Source organism: Agrococcus terreus (assembly GCF_014645235.1).
In the GTDB taxonomy this organism is placed as follows: domain Bacteria; phylum Actinomycetota; class Actinomycetes; order Actinomycetales; family Microbacteriaceae; genus Agrococcus; species Agrococcus terreus.
This window is the reverse complement of record NZ_BMLM01000001.1, coordinates 1,015,593-1,037,254: the sequence shown is the minus strand read 5'-3', so window position 1 is coordinate 1,037,254 and position 21,662 is coordinate 1,015,593. Positions and strand designations below refer to the sequence as shown.

Annotated in this window: 27 protein-coding genes; 13 read left to right on the top strand and 14 right to left on the bottom strand. The window is 74.3% G+C overall.

The features are described from left to right. Positions 1–9 precede the first annotated feature (9 nt). The 3 genes from IEW90_RS05090 to IEW90_RS05080 form a co-directional block, all read right to left on the bottom strand. Positions 10–708: a hypothetical protein gene (locus IEW90_RS05090; protein WP_188716698.1), complete on the bottom strand. Its 699-nt coding sequence runs from the start codon at positions 706–708 to the stop codon at positions 10–12. A gap of 83 nt (positions 709–791) precedes the next feature. Then, positions 792–2,297, bottom strand: coding sequence for an MDR family MFS transporter (locus IEW90_RS05085; RefSeq protein WP_188716696.1), 1,506 nt, complete (start codon positions 2,295–2,297; stop codon positions 792–794). 95 nt (positions 2,298–2,392) lie between these two features. After that, on the bottom strand, positions 2,393–2,800 hold the full coding sequence (locus IEW90_RS05080; RefSeq protein WP_188716694.1) for a VOC family protein: 408 nt from the start codon (positions 2,798–2,800) through the stop codon (positions 2,393–2,395). Positions 2,801–2,949: 149 nt separating this feature from the next. On the opposite strand from IEW90_RS05080, the gene IEW90_RS05075 reads away from it, so the two are divergent. The 3 genes from IEW90_RS05075 (at position 2,950) to IEW90_RS05065 (ending at position 4,781) form a co-directional block, all read left to right on the top strand. Then, a complete protein-coding gene (locus IEW90_RS05075; RefSeq protein WP_188716692.1) occupies positions 2,950–3,606 on the top strand; it encodes a CDP-alcohol phosphatidyltransferase family protein in 657 nt (218 codons plus the stop codon). Next, the gene (locus IEW90_RS05070; protein WP_188716690.1) at positions 3,603–4,055 is read left to right on the top strand and encodes a hypothetical protein; all 453 of its coding nucleotides are present in this window, start codon (positions 3,603–3,605) and stop codon (positions 4,053–4,055) included. The genes IEW90_RS05075 and IEW90_RS05070 overlap by 4 nt, the downstream gene beginning before the upstream one ends. A 66-nt stretch (positions 4,056–4,121) precedes the next feature. Further along, on the top strand, positions 4,122–4,781 hold the full coding sequence (locus IEW90_RS05065; protein ID WP_188716688.1) for a DsbA family oxidoreductase: 660 nt from the start codon (positions 4,122–4,124) through the stop codon (positions 4,779–4,781). A 36-nt stretch (positions 4,782–4,817) separates the two neighbouring features. On the opposite strand, the gene IEW90_RS05060 is transcribed toward IEW90_RS05065, so the two are convergent. Together IEW90_RS05060 and IEW90_RS05055 are read right to left on the bottom strand one after the other, a co-directional pair. Next, positions 4,818–5,561 (bottom strand): class I SAM-dependent methyltransferase, encoded by a 744-nt coding sequence (locus IEW90_RS05060; RefSeq protein ID WP_188716686.1) that lies wholly within the window; start codon positions 5,559–5,561, stop codon positions 4,818–4,820. 7 nt (positions 5,562–5,568) lie between these two features. After that, positions 5,569–7,695, bottom strand: coding sequence for a DEAD/DEAH box helicase (locus IEW90_RS05055; RefSeq protein ID WP_373284714.1), 2,127 nt, complete (start codon positions 7,693–7,695; stop codon positions 5,569–5,571). Positions 7,696–7,988: 293 nt separating this feature from the next. Between IEW90_RS05055 and IEW90_RS05050 the strand changes: the two genes are divergently transcribed. Beyond that, the gene (locus IEW90_RS05050) at positions 7,989–8,267 is read left to right on the top strand and encodes a hypothetical protein (RefSeq protein WP_188716682.1); all 279 of its coding nucleotides are present in this window, start codon (positions 7,989–7,991) and stop codon (positions 8,265–8,267) included. A 9-nt stretch (positions 8,268–8,276) separates the two neighbouring features. On the opposite strand, the gene IEW90_RS05045 is transcribed toward IEW90_RS05050, so the two are convergent. Beyond that, positions 8,277–8,726, bottom strand: coding sequence for an SRPBCC family protein (locus IEW90_RS05045; protein WP_188716679.1), 450 nt, complete (start codon positions 8,724–8,726; stop codon positions 8,277–8,279). Positions 8,727–8,824: 98 nt separating this feature from the next. Here IEW90_RS05045 and IEW90_RS05040 point away from each other — a divergent pair, with 98 nt between their 5' ends. Continuing rightward, positions 8,825–9,244 (top strand): Hsp20/alpha crystallin family protein, encoded by a 420-nt coding sequence (locus IEW90_RS05040; protein WP_188716677.1) that lies wholly within the window; start codon positions 8,825–8,827, stop codon positions 9,242–9,244. Positions 9,245–9,302: 58 nt separating this feature from the next. Here IEW90_RS05040 and IEW90_RS05035 read toward each other — a convergent pair whose 3' ends face one another. After that, entirely contained in the window at positions 9,303–10,013 is a 711-nt protein-coding gene (locus IEW90_RS05035) for a ZIP family metal transporter (RefSeq protein ID WP_188716675.1), read from the bottom strand. Between the two features lie 54 nt (positions 10,014–10,067). Between IEW90_RS05035 and IEW90_RS05030 the strand changes: the two genes are divergently transcribed. Further along, positions 10,068–10,385, top strand: coding sequence for a biopolymer transporter Tol (locus IEW90_RS05030; protein WP_188716673.1), 318 nt, complete (start codon positions 10,068–10,070; stop codon positions 10,383–10,385). 22 nt (positions 10,386–10,407) lie between these two features. On the opposite strand, the gene IEW90_RS05025 is transcribed toward IEW90_RS05030, so the two are convergent. From IEW90_RS05025 to IEW90_RS05015, 3 genes are read right to left on the bottom strand one after another with little or no spacing between them, the layout of a single operon-like run. Then, a complete protein-coding gene (locus tag IEW90_RS05025; RefSeq protein WP_188716671.1) occupies positions 10,408–10,860 on the bottom strand; it encodes a YdeI/OmpD-associated family protein in 453 nt (150 codons plus the stop codon). Positions 10,861–10,911: 51 nt separating this feature from the next. Continuing rightward, on the bottom strand, positions 10,912–11,115 hold the full coding sequence (locus IEW90_RS05020) for a hypervirulence associated TUDOR domain-containing protein (RefSeq protein WP_188716669.1): 204 nt from the start codon (positions 11,113–11,115) through the stop codon (positions 10,912–10,914). Positions 11,116–11,136: 21 nt separating this feature from the next. Next, entirely contained in the window at positions 11,137–11,385 is a 249-nt protein-coding gene (locus IEW90_RS05015; protein WP_188716667.1) for a DUF3072 domain-containing protein, read from the bottom strand. Between the two features lie 88 nt (positions 11,386–11,473). On the opposite strand from IEW90_RS05015, the gene thpR reads away from it, so the two are divergent. Then, positions 11,474–12,028: an RNA 2',3'-cyclic phosphodiesterase gene (thpR, locus tag IEW90_RS05010; RefSeq protein WP_188716665.1), complete on the top strand. Its 555-nt coding sequence runs from the start codon at positions 11,474–11,476 to the stop codon at positions 12,026–12,028. 23 nt (positions 12,029–12,051) lie between these two features. On the opposite strand, the gene IEW90_RS05005 is transcribed toward thpR, so the two are convergent. Further along, entirely contained in the window at positions 12,052–12,972 is a 921-nt protein-coding gene (locus IEW90_RS05005) for an SDR family NAD(P)-dependent oxidoreductase (RefSeq protein WP_188716662.1), read from the bottom strand. Between the two features lie 217 nt (positions 12,973–13,189). Continuing rightward, entirely contained in the window at positions 13,190–14,425 is a 1,236-nt protein-coding gene (locus IEW90_RS05000) for a saccharopine dehydrogenase family protein (protein ID WP_188716660.1), read from the bottom strand. Between the two features lie 178 nt (positions 14,426–14,603). On the opposite strand from IEW90_RS05000, the gene IEW90_RS04995 reads away from it, so the two are divergent. The 6 genes from IEW90_RS04995 (at position 14,604) to IEW90_RS04970 (ending at position 19,387) form a co-directional block, all read left to right on the top strand. Beyond that, a complete protein-coding gene (locus IEW90_RS04995; protein WP_188716657.1) occupies positions 14,604–16,139 on the top strand; it encodes an APC family permease in 1,536 nt (511 codons plus the stop codon). After that, a complete protein-coding gene (locus IEW90_RS04990; protein ID WP_188716655.1) occupies positions 16,136–16,552 on the top strand; it encodes a universal stress protein in 417 nt (138 codons plus the stop codon). The genes IEW90_RS04995 and IEW90_RS04990 overlap by 4 nt, the downstream gene beginning before the upstream one ends. 123 nt (positions 16,553–16,675) lie before the next feature. Continuing rightward, on the top strand, positions 16,676–18,016 hold the full coding sequence (locus IEW90_RS04985; protein ID WP_188716652.1) for an aspartate aminotransferase family protein: 1,341 nt from the start codon (positions 16,676–16,678) through the stop codon (positions 18,014–18,016). Between the two features lie 2 nt (positions 18,017–18,018). Then, positions 18,019–18,462, top strand: a complete 444-nt coding sequence (locus IEW90_RS04980; RefSeq protein WP_188716650.1) for an Lrp/AsnC family transcriptional regulator — start codon at positions 18,019–18,021, stop codon at positions 18,460–18,462. Positions 18,463–18,577: 115 nt separating this feature from the next. Beyond that, a complete protein-coding gene (locus tag IEW90_RS04975; protein ID WP_188716648.1) occupies positions 18,578–18,907 on the top strand; it encodes a YciI family protein in 330 nt (109 codons plus the stop codon). A gap of 54 nt (positions 18,908–18,961) precedes the next feature. Continuing rightward, positions 18,962–19,387, top strand: coding sequence for a GNAT family N-acetyltransferase (locus IEW90_RS04970; RefSeq protein ID WP_188716646.1), 426 nt, complete (start codon positions 18,962–18,964; stop codon positions 19,385–19,387). 4 nt (positions 19,388–19,391) lie between these two features. On the opposite strand, the gene IEW90_RS04965 is transcribed toward IEW90_RS04970, so the two are convergent. Further along, the gene (locus tag IEW90_RS04965; protein WP_188716644.1) at positions 19,392–19,811 is read right to left on the bottom strand and encodes a PPOX class F420-dependent oxidoreductase; all 420 of its coding nucleotides are present in this window, start codon (positions 19,809–19,811) and stop codon (positions 19,392–19,394) included. Between the two features lie 174 nt (positions 19,812–19,985). Next, positions 19,986–21,647: an ABC-F family ATP-binding cassette domain-containing protein gene (locus IEW90_RS04960; protein WP_188716642.1), complete on the bottom strand. Its 1,662-nt coding sequence runs from the start codon at positions 21,645–21,647 to the stop codon at positions 19,986–19,988. Between the last annotated feature and the right edge of the window lie 15 nt (positions 21,648–21,662).

Below are 21,662 nucleotides of genomic sequence, written 5' to 3'. Positions count from 1 at the left end.
TCGGGCGCGTCAGGCCTCGAGCTCGCCCGCGATGCGCCGCTCGAGGTCGTCGGTCGTCGCCTCGGGCAGCGCGATGAGACCGTCGAGCTCGCGCCGCGCGCGGCGGTAGGCGACCTGCCGCTCGGCGGGCGTCGACGCGTCGTCGCCGGCGAGCGCCATGAGCCGCTGCGCGCTCTGCAGGCGCGCGCGCTCGTCGTCCGAGAAGCCCGTCTGGGCACGGCGCTTCGCCTCGCGCACGGCCGCGTCGAACGCGACCTCGTAGTCGCGCACCGCATCCCGGTACCGCTCGAGCGCGCCCTCGGGGCGGAGCGACCGGGGCTCCTCCGGCCGCAGGCCCTCGGCGACGCGGCGGGCGCGGTGGAACGCCTGCGTCAGCGGCTCGCGCATGTCGGTGACGAGCGGGTAGTCGATGAGCTTCGCGACGTCGAGCTCGAACTCGAGCCATCGGCGGTCGACCTCCGCGTGGTCGGCGAGGATGCGCTCGATCTGCCGGTCGCGATCGGCGGTCGCGTCGTGCGCGGCCGCGGCCGGCTGCGCGGGCGCCGAGACCTGCTGCAGCGGGGCGCGGCGGATGCGCTCGAGCTCGATGCGGTCGCGGCGCTTGCGCTCGTTGTACTTCGCGACGCCGCCGATCCAGCCGCCGATGGCCGGCACGACGAAGAAGCCGAGCCACCAGTACTGCTCGATGAACTGGAGGATCTCGCCCACGGGGGCAATCTACCGGCGCCGGCTGGACGACGAGGGCCGCCCGCGCGTGCGGACGGCCCCGGGGTGGATCGCGGTGGCGGCTCTCAGTGCGCGGGCGTCGCCGCCTCGTCGTGCTCGGGCTCGTCGGCCACGTGGTCGGCGGGCTTCCGCAGCCAGAACGTCGCGGCGACGCCCACGAGCCACAGCGCCGCGGCGCCGAGGAACGCGAAGCGGGCGCCCTCGAGCAGCGCCGCGCCGGTGTCGACGCCCTGCTCGACGAGCACCGCCTGCTGGGTCGCCATGACGGTCACGAACGCCGCGGTGCCCGCGGCGCCCGCCACCTGCTGCACCGTGCTCACCATCGCCGAGCCGTGGCCGTACAGGTGGCCGGGCAGCGAGGCGAGCGAGACGGTGAACAGCGGCGGGAACGTGAACGCGAAGCCGAGGCTCAGCACCATCTGCGTGAGCAGCACGACCCACCAGGGGCTCTGGAGCTGCAGCTGCGCGAAGAGCACGAGCGCCGCGAGCACGACGATCGCGCCAGGGATGACGATCGGGCGCGGCCCGACGCGGTCGTAGAGGCGGCCGACGAACGGGCCGAGGAGGCCGGTGAGCAGCGCGCCGGGCAGCGTGATGAGGCCGACCTGCAGCGGCTCGAGCCCCATCGCCTGCTGCAGGATGAGCGGCAGCGCGATGAGCGAGCCGAACATCGACGCCATCGCGAGCACCATGATGACGATCGCGACGGTGAACTGCGGGTGGCGGAAGGTGCGCAGGTCGAGCAGCGCGTCGTCGGTGCGCTGCAGCCGCGCCTGGCGCAGCACGAACGCGACGAGCGCGACGACGCCGACGCCGAGCGCGAGCGGCAGCTGCCAGGCCGGGAGCCCCTCCGCACCGATGAGCGAGAGGCCGTAGACGAGGCCGCCGAAGCCGAAGGCGGCGAGCGGGATCGAGAGCGCGTCGAGGCGCGGCGCGCCCTCCACCGGCGTGGGCTTGAGGCTGCGAGCGCCGACGAGCAGCATCGCGAGCGCGAGCGGCGCGACGCCCAGGAACACCCAGTGCCAGGTCGCGAACTGCAGGATCGCGCCCGAGACGGTCGGGCCGAGCGCCGGCGCGACCGACATCACGAGCGAGATCGTGCCCATGAACGCGCCACGGCGGGCGGGCGGCACGAGCCGCATCACGGTCGTCATGAGCAGCGGGAAGACGACCGCGGTGCCGGACGCCTGGACGACGCGGCCGACGAGCAGGATCGCAAAGGTGGGGGCGATGCCCGCCACGACGGTGCCGACGACGAACGCGCTCATCGCGGCGATGAACAGCGTGCGTGTCGAGAAGCGCGCCATGAGCCAGCCGGTCGTCGGGATGACGACGGCCATGGTGAGCATGAAGGCGGTGGTGAGCCACTGCGCGGCGCGCTCGTCGATCGCGAGCGCAGGATCGCGCACGAGCGTCGAGATGGCGACGTTCATGGCGGTCTCGTTGAGGATGACGACGAACGCCGAGACGAGCAGCGTCGCGATGATCGTCGCGCCGCCCGGCGGCAGCCGGTCGGGTCGGGCGGGAGGGGCGGGTTGCGTGCCCTGCTGGGCGTGCTCGTGCGTCTGCATGGTGCTCCGGGGTGAGGTGACGACGGTGCAACGGCGGCGCGGGCAGGAGCATTCCCGCCCGCGCCGCCGCGCCGCGTCGAGGTGGGGCGCGCAGGTCAGGCCTGCGGCGCCTCCATGAAGAAGAAGTCGAGGATGTGGCCGTCGGGATCCGTGAGCTGACCGCCGTACATGCCGTGCTCGTTCGCCTCGACCGGCTTCGACAGGGTGCCGCCGGCGCCCAGCGCGGCCTCGGCGAGCGCGTCGACCTCCTCGCGGCTGCCGAGCAGGACGGCGAGGAGGTTCTCGAGCGAGCCGTCGGTGGTGCGGCGCTGGTCGTCGGTGAGGAAGGAGTCGAAGCGGTCGTGCTCGAGCAGCATGATCGCCACCGCGTCGTTCACGACGACGCAGCTCGTCGTCTCGTCGCTGAACTGCGGGTTCTTGCGGAAGCCGAGCGCCTCGTAGAAGGCGGTGGCGCGGGCGACGTCGGCGACCGCGTAGTTGGGGAACACCATCTGGACGGGCATGGGCGACCTCCGGGGCTCGAGGGGTGCGACGTGCTCACGCTAGCCCGGGCCGGTGACGGTGCCAAGGGTGCCCATGCCCGTCCGCCCGCGAGCCTCGGGCTGCGCTCAGGATCCCCTGCAGGCGGGCGAGGATGCGGGAGGATGCTGCCATGGCCGGCAGCTTCGAGACGCGGGTGTGGACGGTGCCGAACGCGATCACCGTCGCGCGCCTCGCGCTGCTCGTGCCGGTGTGCCTGCTCGTGCTGCAGGGCGCGGAGGGGTCGTGGTGGCCGCCCGTGCTGCTCGCGCTGTGGGCCTCGACCGACTGGATCGACGGCGTGCTCGCCCGTGCGCTCGGCCAGACGTCCCGGCTCGGCGAGATCCTCGACCCCATCGCCGACCGCGTCGGGATCACCGGCGTCACGCTGTCGCTCGCGATCGTCGGCGTCGTCGACTGGTGGGTGCTCGCGATCATCGCGGCGACCGACGTCGCGACGGTCGCCCTCGCGGGCGCCGCGGCTCGCGACGGCGGCATCCGGGTGTCGTGGCTCGGCAAGTGGCGCACGGCCGTGCTCCTCACCGCCGTCGTCGTGCTCGTGCTCGGCGAGACGGTGTGGCCCGCCGCGACGGTCGGCGGCCTCGTGCTCCTGCTCGTCGGCACGGCCCTCCACGTCCTCGCGGGCGCCGACTACATCCGCAAGGCGCGCGGGGGAACCGGTGGCTCGCGTCGACGCACGGGCGAGGCGCGTCGCGGCGCGGATGGTGGCAGGGTGGATGCTGCCCCCGCGGACGCGGCGGGCGCCACGGATGCGGAGGGCGCGCGATGAGCGACTGGCACGAGGACCGCGAGCGGCTCGCGGCGCAGGTCGAGGACATCCTCGCGGGCTGGCACGAGAGCGTCGAGCGGGTGCCGGGCGAGGACGGCGAGGCCGACACCATCGTCGCGCGGGACGGCGACCGCGTAGCCGCGATCCTGCCGCTCGACGACGAGAGCGTCGAGGCGATGGTCGACGCCGAGGGCGAGGGCGAGCTGCACCAGTGGCTGCGCGACGAGCTCGCGGAGGACGCCGACCAGGACGAGGTCGACGACGCCGAGGGCGACGACGACCTCGAGGCGGCCGCCGACGCGTGGCTCGGCCAGGACGACGAGGAGGACGCGGCCGACGACGGCTCGGACGACGACGGCTCGGAGGACGACGAGGACGACGACGACTTCGACCTCGACGACTGGGACGACCCCGAGGCCGACGCCCTCATCGACGAGCTGCCCGCCTAGGGCGGCAGCGCCGCGCGCGGAGGTCCCGCGCGGGAATGCCCCTCGCGCATCGCGGTTGCATCGACCATGCAGATCGACATCTGGTCCGACGTGGCCTGCCCCTGGTGCTTCATCGGCAAGCGGCGCTTCGAGCGCGCGCTCGCCGGCTGGGCGCACCGCGACGAGGTGCAGGTGACCTGGCACTCCTACCAGCTCGACCCGAGCCTCCCCGAGCACCACGACGGCACCGAGGCCGAGTACCTCGCCAGCCGCAAGGGCATGCCGATCGACCAGGTGCGGCAGATGTTCGCGCACGTCACCGAGCAGGCCGCCGGCGAGGGCCTCGCGTACGACTTCGACCGCGTCGTCGTGGCCAACAGCATCCGCGCCCACCAGCTGCTGCACCTCGCGAAGGCGCACGGCCGCGCGGACGAGGTGAAGGAGGCGCTGCTCTCGGCGCACTTCGAGCAGGGCGTCGACATCGGCTCGATCGATGCGCTCGTCGCGATCGGCACGGGCGCGGGGCTCGATGAGGCGGAGATCCGCGCGTCGCTCGCCGACGAGCGGCACCTGCCGGCCGTGCGCGCCGACATCGCGCAGGCGCAGCAGCTGGGCGTGAGCGGCGTGCCGTTCTTCGTCTTCGACATGCGGCTCGGGGTCTCGGGCGCGCAGCCGCCGGAGGTGTTCGTGCAGGCGCTCGAGCGGGCCCGCGAGGCGTCGCTCGAGGAGGCCGTCCCCGAGGCCTAGGGAGGGCTCAGGCCGGCGCCGAGCGGCAGCGAGGGCTCAGGCCGGGCGGCGGGCGAGGAAGACGTGCTCGCGGCCGGGCCGATCGGGCGCGTCGCGCACGTCGACGACCTCGAGCCCGGCCTCGGCGATCGACGCCTCGATCGCCTCCCGGCTGCGGAACCGCAGGGTCGACGTCGAGTCGATCCGCACGCCGTCGCGGTGGAAGAGCGTGGGCGAGACGAAGGTGACGAGCTCGCCGTCGACCGCGGTCACCTGCACCCAGTCCTCGACGAGGCCCTCGTGCGGCACGTCGACGACCTGCCGCGTGGCGGCCTCCGTCCACTCGAGCCATGCCCGCCGCTCGGGCCGGCGCGCCTCGAGCGCGAGCGTCCCGCCGGGGCGGAGCCGCTCCCGGACGGCGCGGAGGGTCGCGAGCCAGTCGGCGTCGTCGACGAACACCTGCGCGACGTTCGCGGTCATGGTCGCGGCGTCGAAGCCGCGCCCGGGCGCCGGCACGGCCACGGCGTCGACGACGCCGTCGACCCAGGTCACCGCCTCCGCGCCCGGCTTGCCGCGCGCCACGTCGACCGACGCGGCGGCCGGGTCGACGCCCGTGACGGCGAGGCCGAGCCCCGCCATCCGGATCGCGAACGTGCCCGTGCCGCAGCCGACGTCGAGCAGCGAGCGGGCGCCGAGCTCGTCGGCGACGATCGCCGCGTACGCGTCGAGGTCGCTGCGGTCGGGGTCGAGCGGGTCGTAGACCGCGGCGAGCCGCGGGTGGTCGAAGACCGGGTCGGGCACCGCTCCCCTACCGCTGCGCGATGCGGTCGGCGACCGCGTCGTGCAGCAGGCCCACGACCGCCTCGAGGCGCAGGTCCGTGCTCGTCGGCTCGTCGCCCGCCGCGCCGTCGATCGCCCGGCCGACGAGGCCGGCCTTCTCGTCGAGCAGCTCGGCGATGCGGGTGTCGATGGTCTGCGCGGCGAGGATGCGCCACACGGTGACGGGCATCGACTGTCCGATGCGGTGGATGCGGTCGATCGCCTGCGTCTGCTCGGCGTCGGTCCACGAGAGCTCGGCGAGCACCATGTCGGCCGCCGTCTGCAGGTTGACGCCGACGCCGGCGGCGAGCAGCGAGCAGACGATGACCTGCACGCCCTCGTCGTTCGTGAAGGCGTCGATCGCCGCCTGGCGCTGCGTCGGCGTCTGGTCGCCGCGGATCGAGACGGTGCGGATGCCGGCCTTCGCGAGCGTGCGCTCGGCGGCGTCGAGGACGTCGATGTGCTTCGCGAAGAAGACGACCTTGCCGACCGAGTGCGCGAGCTGGCCCGCGTAGTCGGCGGCGAGCTCGGCCTTCGCGCGGCCGATGCGGCGGGCGAGCGCGAACACGTTCTCGCCCGTGCCGGTCTCGTTCGTCTCGACCTCGCTGCGCGCGATGCGGCGCACGAGGTCGCCGTCGACGAGCCCCTCGTAGCGCTGGTCGGCGGGCCGCTGCTCCATGGCCGCGTCGTAGCGGCGGAGCATGCGGTCGACGAGCTCGCGCTCGGCCGCGCGGATGGAGCGCACGGCGGCGTCGTCGAGCTCGACGGGGATGTCGGCGATGCGGCGGGCGGGGATGTCGGCGGCCACGTCGAGCTTGCGGCGGCGCACGATGCCCATGTCGATGACGGCGCGGCGCGCGGCCGGGTAGAACGCGCGGTCCATCGGCGTGAGGCCGATGTCCTCGAGCCGGTCGGTGAGGAGCGCGTTCGGCTCCTTCTCGTCGATCCAGCCGAGGAAGCGCCAGATCGCGCCGAAGTCCTCGATGTCGTTGATGAGCGGGGTGCCCGTCAGCGCCATGAGCAGCGGGTTGCCGATGCGCTCTCGGAGCGCCGCGGCGATCTGCAGCACGTGGCGGGAGCGCTTCGAGCGCACGTTCTTGATGAAGTGGGCCTCGTCGACGACCATGCCGCGGAAGCCGAACTGGCCGAGCCAGCCGATGTGGCGGTCGAGCACCTCGTAGTTGACGATGACGACGTCGGCGAACGCGTCGAGCGTGTCGCCGTCGCCCTGCACCACCGCGGCGCGGCGGCCGGGGATCCAGCGCTCGACCTCGCGCGCCCAGTTGATCTTCACGACGCTCGGCGCGACGACGAGCAGCGGGAACGCGTCGGCGGCCTGCGCGGCGAGCAGCGCCTGCGCGGTCTTGCCGAGGCCCGGCTCGTCGGCGAGCAGGAACGTGCGGTGGCCGTCGCGCGCGGCCTGCACGAGCTCTGCCTGGTGGTGCATGAGCTCCTTGCCGCCGGGCGCGATGCGCCGCTTCGGGTCGGGCAGCGGCATGCACGCGGGCCTGCCGTCGGCGCCGACCTCGAACGAGAGGTACAGCGGCGAGAGCAGGTCGAAGCCCGCGAGCCGGTCGCGCGAGGGGCGGCGGCGCACGTGGTCGAGGTCGGGCTCGAGGAACGGGTTCGCGAGCAGGACGCGCTTCACCGAGGGCGGCACGACCTGCGGCGCCTGCGGCTCGAGCGGCTCCGCCTCGACGGCGGGCGCGGGCTCGGGCTCGGGCTCGAGGCCCGCGGCCTGCAGCATCTCGGCCTTGCGCTCGCGCACGGCGTCGGTGATGGGCGCGCCCTCGCCGAGCAGCGGCAGGAGCGTGGGCTCGCGGCTCGCGGCCTTGGCGAGGATGACGGCGATGCCGTCGAGGCGCTTGAGGTCCTCGGCGCGCGCTGCGGGGCTGAGCGCCTCGTCGGCGCGCACGCGGGCGCGCTCCTCGCGCGCCAGCATCGCTACGACCTGGAGCTTCGTGCGGGTGGAGCGCGACACGGCGCCGCGCTTGACGCCCGCCTCGACCTGGCGCACGGCGCGGGCGAGCTGCGGGATGAGGGCGTCGCGGTCGCGCGCGCCCTGCTGCTGGGGAGCGCCCGTCTCAGGCGCGTCGATGGTGGCGGTGTCTGCCACGTGTCCTCCGTTCGAGGCGGGACCGGCGGAGCGGCCCCGAGGGTCTCGCTCGGCGGCACCGGCGGGACGCGGTGCGGCTCGAGCCGGCGAGAGCGGCTGCGGCGCACGGGCGGTGCCGATGGAACGGCACCGGAGCGGTGGCCGGCGCGCTGACGCCGGGACCATCGTACCCTCTCGTGCCCCGGATCCGCCCAGGACCGGCGCGGGAGCGCCGCAGGTCGGCCCCTGCTCGCATGGCGGGCGCATGCGAACCCTGCCGCCCGCTCCCAGGGACCGGGCCTAGGTTCGGCCGCATGAGCACCAGCGACGAGCTGCGCGAGGGCGCGGCCAAGCCCGGCACCCGGGCCGACGAGACGGTCCCCGCGACGAGCGGCACGGCCGGATCCTTCGACTCCCGCCACGGCGAGTTCACCGACGGCGCGGAGGGCGCCGGCATCGACCCGGACACGGGGCGGCCCGCGCACGGCGACGGCATCGAGGACGAGACTCCCGAGCAGCAGGCCGCCGAGCAGGACGGCCGCGACGACCAGCAGCGCTACGTCGACCAGCAGCGCGACGCGCAGCAGCAGTAGCGGCGCGCGCTAGGCCTCGACGACGCCCGCGAGGCGGTCGATCGAGGCGATCAGCTGCGCGGGCGCCGTCGCGCGCGCCCGCGCCATGCGCGACTCGTCGTGCAGGCCGCTCCAGTCGTACGTGTGGGTCACGCGAGTGCCCGTGCCCTCGGGCCGCAGCTCCCAGCGCCACAGGTGCCCGGGCGGCTCCTCGCCCGGCACCGCGGGCAGCCACGCGATCCGGCTGCCCTCCTCGAGCTCGACGACGTGGTTCTCGCGCACGGCGCCGTTCGTGAGGGTCATCGTGAAGACGTCGCCCACGGCCCGGATGCGCTGGCCCGGCGCCGCCTCCGCGAGGTTGTCGTTGCCGTCCCAGGCCGGCTGGCGCGCCGGGTCGGCGATGTGCTCGAAGATCACCTCGGCGGGAGCCGCGACCAGGCGGCTCGCCTGCACGACGCGGGGGACGTCGACGTCGGTCATGGATGCATCGAACCACAGCGGCGCATCCGCCGTTGCCGCGGCGAGCGCCGAGGAGGACGATGGGAGGCCAGGCATCGCCGCCTCGGAGGGAGGATCCCATGACCGCATCCGCCGAGCGCCGCCAGCCGGTCTTCCCGACCTTCACCGAGTGGGTCGACGCCGTCGCCCTGCTGGGCGGCTGGGACGGCCGCGGCCCGCTCCCGGGCATCCGCGTGGAGGAGCTCGCCGAGGAGGGCGGGCTCGTCGTGCGCGCCGAGCTGCCGGGGCTCGACGCGGGCCGCGACATCGACGTGACCGTCGACCGCGGCGTGCTCACGATCCACGCCGAGCGCCACCCCGATGCGCCGCCGCAGCGGCAGGGCTTCCGCTACGGCGCGCTCGCGCGCAGCGTGCGGCTCCCGCAGGGCGCCGACGAGGCGGCCATCGCCGCGACGTACGCCGACGGCATGCTCACGGTGCGCGTGCCGATCACCGCGCGGCCCTCGCACCCGCGGCACGTGCCGGTCGTGCTGGGCTGAGGGGCGCCGGCCGAGCCGCGCTGGGCTGCGCCGCCGGGCCGAGCCGCGCAGGGCCGCGTCATTCGGTCAGGAGCGAGAGCGCCGCGGCCACCGCGAAGCCGACCACGGTGGCGAGGCCGGCGCCGTCCTTCGCCTTCGCGCGCGCCTCCGGGATCATCGCGTCGATGAGCATGACGAGCAGCGCGCCCGCGGCGAAGCCGTCGATGCCGCCGACCAGCTCGGGCGGCGCGGCATCGGCGACGAGCCGGCCGCCGACGGCCGCGAGCGCGCAGACGATCGCGACGCCCGTCCACAGCAGCAGCACGAAGCGGCGCGAGCGGCCGTCTCGGCGCATGTCGGCGGAGGCGCCGATCGCCTCCGGCAGGTTCGAGACGAACACCGCGACGAGCAGGGCGAGGCTCACGCCGCCGCCCGCGGCGAGCCCGATGCCGAGCACCGCCTGCTCGGGGATGCCGTCGAGCAGCGCGCCGATCGCGAGCGGCGCCCCCGCCGCTCCCCCGCCGCGGCGGCCCGACCAGCGCTCGACTGCACGGTCGGCGGCGACGTAGGCGACCGCGCCGAGCGCGAGGCCGACGCCCACGCCCACCGGTCCGCCCGTCTCGATCCCGGCCTCCGCGAGCTCGAACGCGACGCCGGCGATGAGGGCGCCCGCGCCGAATGCGAGCACGAGGCCGATCGCCGTGTCGGACCAGGGGCGCACGACGGCGAGCACGGCGCCGAGCAGCAGCGACGCGGCGGCGATCCCGCCCCACAGCAGCGCCTCGAGCATCCCGCCTCCTCGCGGCCAGGCTAGCCCCCGGGACCGAGTGCGAGGATCACGGGCATGGCGGCACGGGACGACGTGGAGCGCACCGACGACGGGCGCTGGATCGTCGTGGACGGCCGGCGCTGGCGGGCCGAGGACCCGTCGCTCGATCGAGAGGTCGCGGACCGGCTGCGCTCGCACCTGGGGCGCGCCCGCTCCGCGGTGGGCCGCGCGGGCTCCGAGGCGGAGCGGCGCGCGGCGCGCGACCGCGTGCAGCTGGCGAAGGAGGGGCTCGGCGAGCGCGGCGACGCGTGGTGGGAGCTCGACGAGCGGGCGCGGGCGGCGCGCGCCGCCGATCGGCTGGGGCGGCTCGACGAGCTCGCGCCGCCGCGCTGAGCGCCCGCCGTGGACCCGCGGATCAGGTCGCGGCGCCGCGCAGCTCGTCGAGGGCCTTCGCGAGCCGGCGCGAGCGCGTCGCCTCCTGCTTCGCCTCGGCGATCTGCCGCGCGAGCTCCTTCCGGCGCGACGGCGCGAGCGCGTCGAAGGCGGCCTTGGCAGCAGGGTCGTGCTCGAGCGCCTCGGCGAGCGCCGTCGGCAGCTCGATCGCGCGCTCCCCGTCGTCGAGCGCGATGACGGCGTCGACCTCGTCGCCGGCCTCGACGCCGAGCGCCTCGCGGCGCTCGCGGCTGAGGCCCAGCAGGTTCTCGCCGCCCATCCGGCCGATGCGCGCCTGCACGGTCCTGCCGCCGATCGTGAGCGTCACGGGCGGCGCCTTGGCGCTGCCGAGCGTGGCGACCTGCTCGTCGGTGAGCACGATCGCGGCCGCGGGCCCGCGCTGCTGGAGGGTGGCGCGGAGGCGCAGCTCGCTCATGGTCGCGAGCCTAGGGCGCTGTCGCGCCCGCCGCCAGGGCGATCGCCGCCGTCACCGCTTGGTGAGCGCCGACTCCTTGTGGGCTGCCTTCGCGCCCGTCTTGGCGGACTCGACGATGTAGTACGGCTCGTCCTCCGAAGCCCGGAACTGCTGCTTCTCGAACTGGAAGTCCTTCGTGCGCTTCTCCTGCACGGTGCCGTGGGTCGTCCCCTGGCTCGTGCTCCAGCTCACCTCGTCGCCCTTGCGGAACGCCATGATCGACCCCCTCCCCGTCGCCTACTCCGCGCCGCGCAGCCGGTCGATGTGCTGCGACGCCTCTGCCTTCGTGAGATCGGCGGGCAGCTCCTCGCCCGCCTGCTTCGCGAGCGTGTCGAGGTAGGAGCGCTGCGCCTCGGTCATCGGGTCGTCGCCGCTGACCCAGTCGGCCGGGTCCTTCTCGAGCGCCGGGTCCTGCGCGTCGCTCGTGGCGCCGATCGTCTCGCCCTCGCCCGAGGGGTGCTCGTGGGCCTGCGTGTCGTCGGTCATGATCGCCTCCTGATCTGGGATGCCGCACGCTACTCCCGTCCCCCGACACGCTCGCCCAGGGAGCGGCGGCCGCGGCTAGCGTGGGCGGATGGGGCGCCGGATGTTCGCGGCCGTCGTGCCGCCCGAGGACGTGCGCGAGTCGCTCGCCGCGTTCCTCGAGCCGCGCGAGGGCCTGCGCTGGACGCGGGCCGAGCGGATGCACCTGACGCTGGCCTTCCTGCCCTCCGTGCCAGAGCGCGCGGTGGAGCCGCTCGTGGAGCGGCTCGCGGCGGCTGTCGTCGACCTCGCACCGTTCGGCTGCCGGCTGGGCGGCTCCGGCGCCTTCCCGCATCCGGACCGCCCGTCGGTCCTGTGGCTCGGCGTCGACCGCGGGCGCGCCGACCTCGAGCGGCTCGCCCGCCGCGTCCGCGGCGCCGCGAACGACGCCGGCGCCGCGCCGGACGGGCGGCGCTTCGAGCCGCACCTCACGCTCGCGCGCCCGCCGCGCGACCGCAGCGCCCTGCGATGGCTGCGGGTGCTCGACGGCTGGGCGTCGCGGGAGTGGACGGTCCACGAGGTGGTGCTCGTCGACTCGCAGCTGCTCGGGCGCGGCCGCGCGCCGCTGCACGAGGAGGTCGCGCGGCTCCCGCTCGCGGACTGCTGAGCGCTGCGGGTGCGGCCGCCCCCTCAGCCCGGCAGGTCGAGCCCGGTCTCGCGCACGCAGAGCGCCCACGCCGCCTCCGCTGCCCGGTCGTCGAGCGCGAGCTCCGACGGCCGCTCGATCGCGGGCGCGCCGCGCCACCGGCGCCAGCCGTCGGGGCCGACGTAGGTCAGCGGCGGGAGGTCGGCGACCGCGGCGGCGAGGATCGGCAGGGCGCCGTCGGCCGCGGGCTGCGACAGCGGCCGCGTGGCGACGGTCACGAGCCGGTCGAGCGCCCGGCTGCCCGTGACGTTCTGGATGTTCGTGCGCGCCCAGCCCGGATGCGCGAGCTGGACGTCGAGGCGGTCGTCGCGCGCCGCGAGGCGCGGCTGCAGCGCCCGCGCCCACAGCATGTCGCCGAGCTTCGACTGCGCGTAGGCGGCGGCGATCGACCAGCGGCGGTGGCGGAAGTGCGGATCCGCGGCGTCGATGCGCCCGGCGCGGTGCGCGCCCGAGCCGACCACCACCGTGCGGCCGCGCAGCCGGTCGGCGATGCGGCACGTGAGCGCGTGCGGGCCGAGGAGGTTCGTGCCGAGCACGAGCTCGAAGCCGTCGACGGTCTCGCGGCGGCGCGGCACGACCGCGCCGGCGTTGTGCACCAGCACGTCGACCGGCTCGTCGAGCGCGGCGCCGAAGGCCTCGATCGAGGCGAGTTCGGCGAGATCGAGCGCCAGCGCGCGGGCCGATCCGCCGCAGCGCTCGAGCTCGGCCGCGAGCGCCGCGCCCCTGGCCGCATCCCGGGCGGGCACCACGACCCGCGCACCCGCCGCGGCCGCGGCCCGCGCGACCTCGCGTCCCACGCCGTTCGTGGCGCCCGTGATCAGCCAGGTGCGGCCGTCCTGCCGGGCGATGCGCCCGCGGCGCAGGTCGTCGGGCAGCAGGTCGTCGGTCGACGGATGCTCGCGCATCCGGGCACGCTACCGAGCGCATCCGGGCGAGCCCTGCGCGCCTGGTGCACGCGGCCAGCAGGCGGTTCGGGTACCGATCTGCGGGCGCGATCGGCGTCGGGCCGCAGTTCGGTACCCGAATCGAGCCGGACGCGGCGCGGAGCGGGCCGCCGCAGAGGCGGCGGAGGCGCGCGACGGCATCTCGGTCCCCACCTCGCCGTCGCGCGAGCCTCCGCGCCTACTGCTGCGGCACCTCCATGGATCCCCACGGGCTGCCGTACTCGACGAGCATGTCGAGGAACGGCTTCGGCGGCAAGGCCTCGGGGCCCAGCACACCGGATCCGGACCACACGCCCGTCGCCAGCAGCTCAAGCGCGATCACCGGGTTGATGGCCGTCTGCCACACGACGCACTGGTGGCCGTACTCCTCCATCGACCACTCGTTGTCGACCACGTGGTACAGGTACGTCGAGCGCGGCTCGCCGTCCTTCCCCGTGCCGCGCACCCACACGCCCGCGCAGGTCTTGCCCGTCATGACCGGGCCGATGGAGGCCGGATCCGGCAGCACGGCCGCGACGACATCGCGCGGCGACACCTCGACGCCGCCGACGCGCACCTTCTCGGTGCGGTCGAGGCCGAGGGTGTGGAGCGTCTGCAGCACGCCGATGAACTCGGCGCCCAGGCCGTACTTGAAGGTGACGCGCTCCGCGTCGATCCAGCGCGGCATGAGGAGCACCTCCTCGTGCTCGACGTTGACGCACTCGACCGGGCCGATGCCCTCCGGGAAGTCGAACACCTCCGGCTCGCTGAACGGCGCCGTGGTGAACCAGCCGCCGTCGACGTCGCGGCGCCCCTTCTCCCAGATGACGGGCGGGTTGAGGCACTCCTCGATCGTCGTCCAGATCGAGAACGACGGCGCGAAGATCTCGTTGCCGTCGTCGTCGTGCACGGCGAGGTTCGCGCCGTCGCGCGTGCCGAGCTCGGTGATCGACGAGAACAGCTCGTCGGCGGCGTAGCGCGCGAAGACGTCGGACATGCCGGGCTCGACGCCCATGCCGACGAGCGCGAGGCGGCCCGCGGCCTCCCACTCCCCCGCCTTGGCGAACTGCTCGTCGCCGAGCTTGAGCCCGACCTTCTCGTACGGCTGCTCGGGGTGGCGGGTCGAGAGGCTCATCGCCATGTCGAGGTAGTCGGCGCCCGCCTGCAGCGCGCCGTCGAAGATCGGCATCACGAAGCGCGGGTCGACGGCGTTCATGACGTGCGTGATGCCGTGCTCGCGGCAGAGGGCCGCGACGGAGGCGGGATCGGAGGCATCGACCTGGCCGGCGACGAAGCGGTCGTCGACCGCGGCGGCGCGCTCGGCGCGCGCCCGGTCGTAGTCGGCGATGACGATCGTCTCGTAGAAGTCGCGGCGCGCGGCGATGGCCGCGAACGCGCCGCCGACCCCTCCGGCTCCGACCAGCAGGATGCGCATGGAGTCCACTCCTCTCGGGCCGCGACGGCGTCGCCGTCGACGGGTTCGGGCTCGGTTTCCGGCGACTCTAGCGGAACGACGACGGAATCAGTAGTGTCAGCGGGCAAGAAGGACGGATGCAGCACCTCCGTGCGGGTTGCGCCTCGGTATCCGCCCCCTGGCCCCTGAGGGAGCTCCTGTGACCGACCCCAGCACCGTCCCCGCCCGCGCCGACGCCCCGCGGCTGAAGTCGAACGCCATCGGCTTCTTCGACGCCCTCGTCATCGGCCTCGCATCCACCTCGCCCGCCTACACGATCGCCGCCATCATCGGCGGCCTCGTGCTCTACACCGGCGTGCACGCCCCGGGCATCATGCTCGCGAGCTTCGTGCCGATGCTGCTCATCGCCTCCGCCTTCTACTACCTCAACACCGTCGACCAGGACTGCGGCACCACCTTCTCCTGGGTCACGCGCGCCATGGGCCCCTGGTTCGGGTGGATCGGCGGCTGGGCGATCGCCATGACCGGCGTGCTCATCGTCGGCTCCCTCGCCGAGGTGGGCGTGCGCTACTCGCTGCTCACCGTCGGGCTCGAGGACCTCGCCTACGACCCGTTCTGGATCCGCGTCCTCACCATCGTGCTGATCTTCGTGATGACCGCGATCTGCGTGTGGGGCACCGAGATCTCGGCGCGGCTGCAGAACGTGCTCATCGTGTTCCAGGTGCTCTCGCTGCTCACCTTCGCGGGCGTCGCGCTCTACCAGGTGTTCACGAACACCTCGGCGTTCGACTCCATCACCCCCTCGTGGGAGTGGCTCAACCCCTTCGGCGGCGGCTGGACCGGCGTGACCGCGGGCCTGCTGCTCGGCGTCTTCGCCTACTGGGGATGGGAGTCGTCGGTGAACCTCACCGAGGAGACGACGAACTCCTCGCAGGCGCCCGGCAAGGCGGCCATCTGGTCGACGATCGTGCTCGTCGTCACCTACCTGTCGGTGACGATCGCGGTCGTCGCGCTCGCGGGCGACGCGTTCCTCGCAGAGACCGCCGACGAGGAGGACGCGATCTTCCAGGTGCTCGCGAGCGACACCATGGGCCCGTGGGCCTGGGTCGTGATGCTCTCGGTCGCCACCTCGGCCATCGCCTCGACGCAGACGACGATCATCCCCGCCTCCCGAACGGGCCTCAGCATGGCCCGCCGCGGCGCGTTCCCGAAGATGTTCGGCCGGATCCACCCCCGCTTCCGCACGCCCGACGTGTCGACATGGTGGGTGGCCGGCATCGCGAGCGCCTACTACCTCGTGGTGGGCCTGCTCAGCGAGACCGCGCTGTGGGACACCCTCACCGCGCTCGGCCTGCTCATCGCCTTCTACTACGCGCTCACCGGCATCGCCTGCGCGATCTACTTCCGCAAGCGCCTCACCGCGAGCGTGAAGAACTTCGTGCTCATCGGCGTCGGCCCCGTGCTCGGCTCGCTGCTGCTCATCTGGCTGCTCGTCGCGGCGATCATCGACTACGGCAACCCCGAGAACTCGTACTCCGAGACCGCCTGGTTCGGGCTCGGGCCGCCGCTCGTGATCGGCATCGGCATCTTCGTCACCGGCGTGGTGCTCATGGTGATCTGGTACTTCCGCGACCGCCGCTTCTGGCAGGAGCGGCCGAGCACCGCCGAGCTCGACATCGTCCGATTCGAGGCCGAGCGCGAGCGCGCCCGCGCGACCGACGGGGCCGGCTCGTGAGCGTCGTCCTCGGCTACGACGAGTCGCCCGGCGCCCGCGCCGCGCTCACCACCGCGATCGACGTCGCCCGGCGCTTCGGCGAGCGGCTCGTGATCGTCTACGGCACCGCCCCGCCCGGCGGGCTCGGCGAGGAGGCGCGCAGCCACGAGGCGGCGCTCCAGCAGCTCGGCAGCACCGCCGTCGGGCACGCCGTCGCCGCCGCGGAGGCGGCGGGCGTCGAGGCCGTGACGCAGCTCGTCTCGGCGCGGCCCACGGAGGCGCTGCTCGAGCAGGCGGAGGCGCACGACGCGAGCGTCATCGTCGTCGGCACGTGGGGCGAGAGCCCGATGCGCGGCGCGATCCTCGGCTCCACGCCCCACAAGCTGCTGCACCTCAGCCGCCGGCCGGTGCTCTGCGTGCCGGCCGCCGACTGACCCGCGCGGCGCGCGCCCGCACCCGCCGGCGCGCGCCGCGCATCCACCTCGCCCATCCCCCAACGACCGCGACGACACGGAACCCCGCTCGAGGACGAGCGGACCGACGAGGAGACGAACCGCATGAGCACGCCCGCCGACCACCTGTGGATGCACTTCAGCCGGATGGCGGGGGCCGACAAGGCCCCGGTCATCGTGCGCGGCGAGGGCGCGTACATCTGGGACGACCGCGGCAAGCGCTACCTCGATGGGCTCGCGGGGCTCTTCGTGAACCAGCTCGGCCACGGCCGCACCGACCTCGCCGCGGTCGCCGCGGAGCAGGCGTCGACGCTCGCGTACTTCCCGCTCTGGTCGTACGCGCACCCGAGCGCCCGCGAGCTGGCCGAGAAGGTCGCCTCGCTCGCGCCCGGCGACCTCGACCACGTGTTCTTCACGAGCGGCGGCGGCGAGGCGGTGGAGTCGGCGTGGAAGCTCGCGAAGAACTACTTCCGCCTCACCGGCAAGCCGCAGAAGCACAAGGTCATCAGCCGCGCGATCGCGTACCACGGCACCACGCACGGGGCGCTGTCGATCACGGGGCTACCCGCGCTCAAGCAGATGTTCGAGCCGCTCGTGCCCTCGACGTTCCGCGTGCCGAGCACGAACATCTACCGCGCGCCGCTGCACGGCGACGACCCCGAGGCGTTCGGCCGCTGGGCCGCAGACCAGATCGAGGTCGCCATCGAGCAGGAGGGGCCCGACACCGTCGCCGCCGTCTTCCTCGAGCCGGTGCAGAACGCCGGCGGCTGCTTCCCGCCGCCGCCCGGCTACTTCCAGCGGGTGCGCGAGATCTGCGACCGGCACGACGTGCTGCTCGTCTCGGACGAGGTGATCTGTGCCTTCGGCCGGCTCGGCACGATGTTCGGCGCCGAGCGCTACGGCTACCAGCCCGACATCATCACGTGCGCGAAGGGCCTCACCTCCGGCTACGCCCCGCTCGGGGCGATGATCGCGAGCGCCAGGCTGTTCGAGCCGTTCCGGGAGCCCGGCGCGATGTTCGCGCACGGGTACACGTTCGGCGGCCACCCGGTCGCGACGGCCGTGGGCCTCAAGAACCTGCAGATCTTCGAGCAGGAGGGCGTGCTCGAGCACGTGCGCGCGAACGAGGCCGGCTTCCGCGCCACGCTCGAGCGCCTCTCCGACCTCCCGATCGTCGGCGACGTGCGCGGCGACGGCTACTTCTACGGCCTCGAGCTCGTGAAGGACAAGGCCACGAAGGAGACCTTCGACGACGCCGAGAGCGAGCGGCTGCTGCGCGGCTTCCTCTCGACCGCGCTGTTCGACGCGGGCCTCTACTGCCGCGCCGACGACCGCGGCGACCCCGTCATCCAGCTCTCGCCGCCGCTCATCTGCGACCAGTCGCACTTCGACGAGATCGAGCAGGTGCTGCGCGGGGTGCTCACGGAGGCGTGGTCGCGGCTGTGAGCATGCTCGACGCCCAGGACAAGGCGATCATCGCTGAGCTGCAGCGCGACGGCCGGGCGCCGTACGCGTCGATCGCCGAGACCGTCGGGCTGAGCGAGACGGCGATCCGGAAGCGCGTGAAGCGGCTGACGGATGCGGGGGTCGTGCAGATCGTGGCGGTGACCGACCCGATGCAGCTCGGCTTCGACCGGCAGGCCATGATCGGCATCCGCGTGGCCGGGCCGCTCGAGCCGGTCGCGGAGGCGCTCGCGGCGATGCAGGAGGTCGACTACGTGGTCATCACGGCCGGCTCGTACGACGTGCTGGCGGAGGTCGTGTGCGAGTCGGACGCGCACCTGCTCGAGCTCGTCTCGGGCCGGATCCGCGCGATCGAGGGCGTGCGGGAGACCGACACGCTCATGTACCTGAAGCTGCAGCAGCAGACGTACGCGTGGGGCGTGCGCTAGCTCGCTGCTTCCGGCTGGTGCACGCGGTGGTCGTTCCGACGCGCGCTGGACGACCACCGCGTGCACCTCGCGCCGACCGGGTGACACGGTGGGCGGCGGCCGCCAGGATGGGCCCATGGACCACTACCTGATCTCGTTCCCGAGCGCGACGATGCGGCTCACGGAGGAGGAGTTCCCGGAGGTCGTGCGCACCTCGCACGAGGCGATCGAGGACGCGAAGGCCGCGGGCGTCTACGTGTTCGCCGGCGGCCTCGACGAGTCCACGGCGCCCGTGCTCGTGCATCCGGACGGCTCGCAGGAGCCGTCGTCGAACCAGCTCGACGGCGGCTTCTGCGTCGTGCGGGTCGCCTCGCGCGAGGAGGCCGAGCACTGGGCGGCTCGGATCGCGGCCGGCTGCCGCACGCCGCAGGAGCTGCGGATGTTCATGTACGACCCGGCGAGCTGAGGCGCGGCGCGCCGGTCGGATCGCTCCCCGCGACCGGCGCGCGAAGATGGACGCATGCGTGCCGAGCCGACGATCGCGGACGACGACCGACCGACCCGCGCGGAGCTGGTCGAGCTCTACGACGCCAATGGGTGGGTGGCGTACACGCGCGACCCGGAGGCGCTGGAGCGCGGCGTCGCAGGTTCGCTGCGGATCGTGACGGCGCGCGACCGCGGCCGGCTCGTCGGGCTGGCCCGCGTCGTGGGCGACGGCGCCACGATCGTCTACCTGCAGGACGTGCTCGTGCATCCGGATGCGCATCGCCGCGGCATCGGCCGCGCGCTGCTCGAGGCGGTCTTCGCGCCCTACGCCGCGGTGCGGCAGCACGTGCTGCTCACCGACGACGAGCCGGCGCAGCGCGCGTTCTACGAGGCGCTGGGGTTCGCCGAGGTCCGCGACGTGGCGCCGGGCTCGCTGCGCGCGTTCGTGCGCTTCGCCTGAGCGGTCAGCTCGTCGCGGGCTCGATCGCGAGGATCACGCGGTCGCCGGGCCTGCGCTGGATGCGGCGCACGAGCCGCTCCACGCCGAGGAACGCGCGGTACTGGAAGCCGTAGGCGCGGGCGAGCGCCGCGTTCGCCGCGGCGATCTCGCGCTCGTCGGTGAGGATCGCGGCCGTGCCCTCGACGTCATGCGCGCCCTCGTCGACCTTGCCCATCCGGCCGCACGGCGCCATCACGACCCGCGCGTCGTTGCGGATTCGCTTCACCTTGCCGGTGCTGCGCTCGGTCGTGACGACGAGGCGGTCGCCCGAGCGGGCGATCCACACCGGCGTGCGGACGACGGCGCCGCTGCGCCGGAAGGTGCCGAGCGAGACGAACTCGGCATCGGCCGCTGCGTCCCAGGCCGTGCGCTGCTGCTGCGTCATGCCTGGAGGCTACGGCGCCCGCCGAGGCGGCGCCTGAGCGCGGGCGATGCGCTCGCCGCCCCGTACCCGCTCAGCCGCGCCGCGCTGTGCGCCGACGGGTGCGCCTGCACCGCTGGGGTGCGGGTCTACCGGCACCCGAGCGGTGCGGCCGCACCTGTCGCGCGCCGCGAGGGACTACAGCTCGCGGACGCGGCCCGCCTCCACGTGCCAGCGGCGGTCGACCTGCACGGTCTCGAGCATCCGCCGGTCGTGCGTGACGAGCAGCAGCGTGCCGCGGTACGACTCGAGCGCCTGCTCGAGCTGCTCGATGGCGGGCAGGTCGAGGTGGTTGGTGGGCTCGTCGAGCACGAGCAGGTTGACGCCGCGCGCCTGCAGCAGCGCGAGCGCGGCGCGGGTGCGCTCGCCGGGCGAGAGCTCGTCGACGGGCCGGAGCACGTGGTCGGCGCGGAGGCCGAACTTGGCCAGCAGGGTGCGCACGTCGCCGGAGGCCATCTCGGGCACGAGCGCCTCGAACGCGTCGGCGAGCGGCCGCTCCCCCACGAGCCGCGAGCGCGCTTGATCGATCTCACCCAGCTGGACGCTCGCGCCCATGCTCGCGCGGCCCGCATCCGGCTCGCGGCGGCCGAGGAGGGTGCGCAGGAGCGTCGACTTGCCGGCGCCGTTCGGGCCGGTGATGCCGATGCGCTCGCCCGCGTTCACCTGCAGCGAGACGGGGCCGAGCTCGAACGAGCCCTGCCGCACGATCGCCCCGTCGAGGCTCGAGACGACGGTGCTGGAGCGCGGCGCCTCGCCGATCGTCAGCTGCAGCTGCCACTCCTTGCGCGGCTCCTCGACCTCCTCGAGGCGCGCGATGCGGCTCTCCATCTGACGAACCTTCTGCGCCTGCTTCTCGCTCGACTCCGTCATCGCGCGGCGGCGGTTCTTGTCGTTGTCGGGCGCCTTCTTCATGGCGTTGCGCACGCCCTGGCTCGACCACTCGCGCTGCGTGCGGGCGCGCGCGACGAGGTCGGCCTTCTTGTCGGCGAACTCGTCGTACGCCTCGCGCGCGTGGCGACGCAGGCTCGCCCGCTCCTCCAGGTACGACTCGTAGCCGCCGCCGTAGACGCGGTTCGAGCCCTGCGCGAGGTCGAGCTCGAGCACCCGGGTGACGCAGCGGGCGAGGAACTCGCGGTCGTGGCTGACGAGCACGACGCCGCCGCGGAGCCCCTGCACGAACGCCTCCAGCCGCTCGAGCCCGTCGAGGTCGAGGTCGTTCGTGGGCTCGTCGAGCAGCACGACGTCGAAGCGGCTGAGCAGCAGCGCGGCGAGGCCGACGCGGGCGGTCTGGCCACCGGAGAGGCTCGTCATGAGCGCCTCCTCGGGGTCGTCGCCGAGGTCGAGGCCGAGCTCGGCGAGCACGACGGGCAGCCGCTCGTCGAGGTCGGCGGCGCCGCTCGCGAGCCACCGCTCGAGGGCGGATGCGTAGGCATCGGCCGGGTCGACGCCGGCCGCCGCCTTCGCGGGGTCGCCGAGCGCCTCCGCCGCCTCGTCCATGTCGCGCGTCGCCTGCGCGCAGCCGGTGCGGCGGCCGATGTAGGCGGCGACCGTCTCGCCCTCGACGCGCTCGTGCTCCTGCGGCAGCCAGCCGACGAACGCGTCGGCGGGCGCGAGGTGCACCGTGCCCGCCTGCGGCTCGAGGTCGCCGCCGAGGATGCGCAGCAGCGTCGACTTGCCGGCGCCGTTCGCGCCGACGACGCCCACGACGTCGCCGGGCGCGACGGTGAGGTCGAGGGAGTCGAAGAGCGTGCGGTGGCCGTGGCCGCCGGCGAGGCCCTGCGCGACGAGCGTTGCGGTCATGCCTCGATCCTCCCA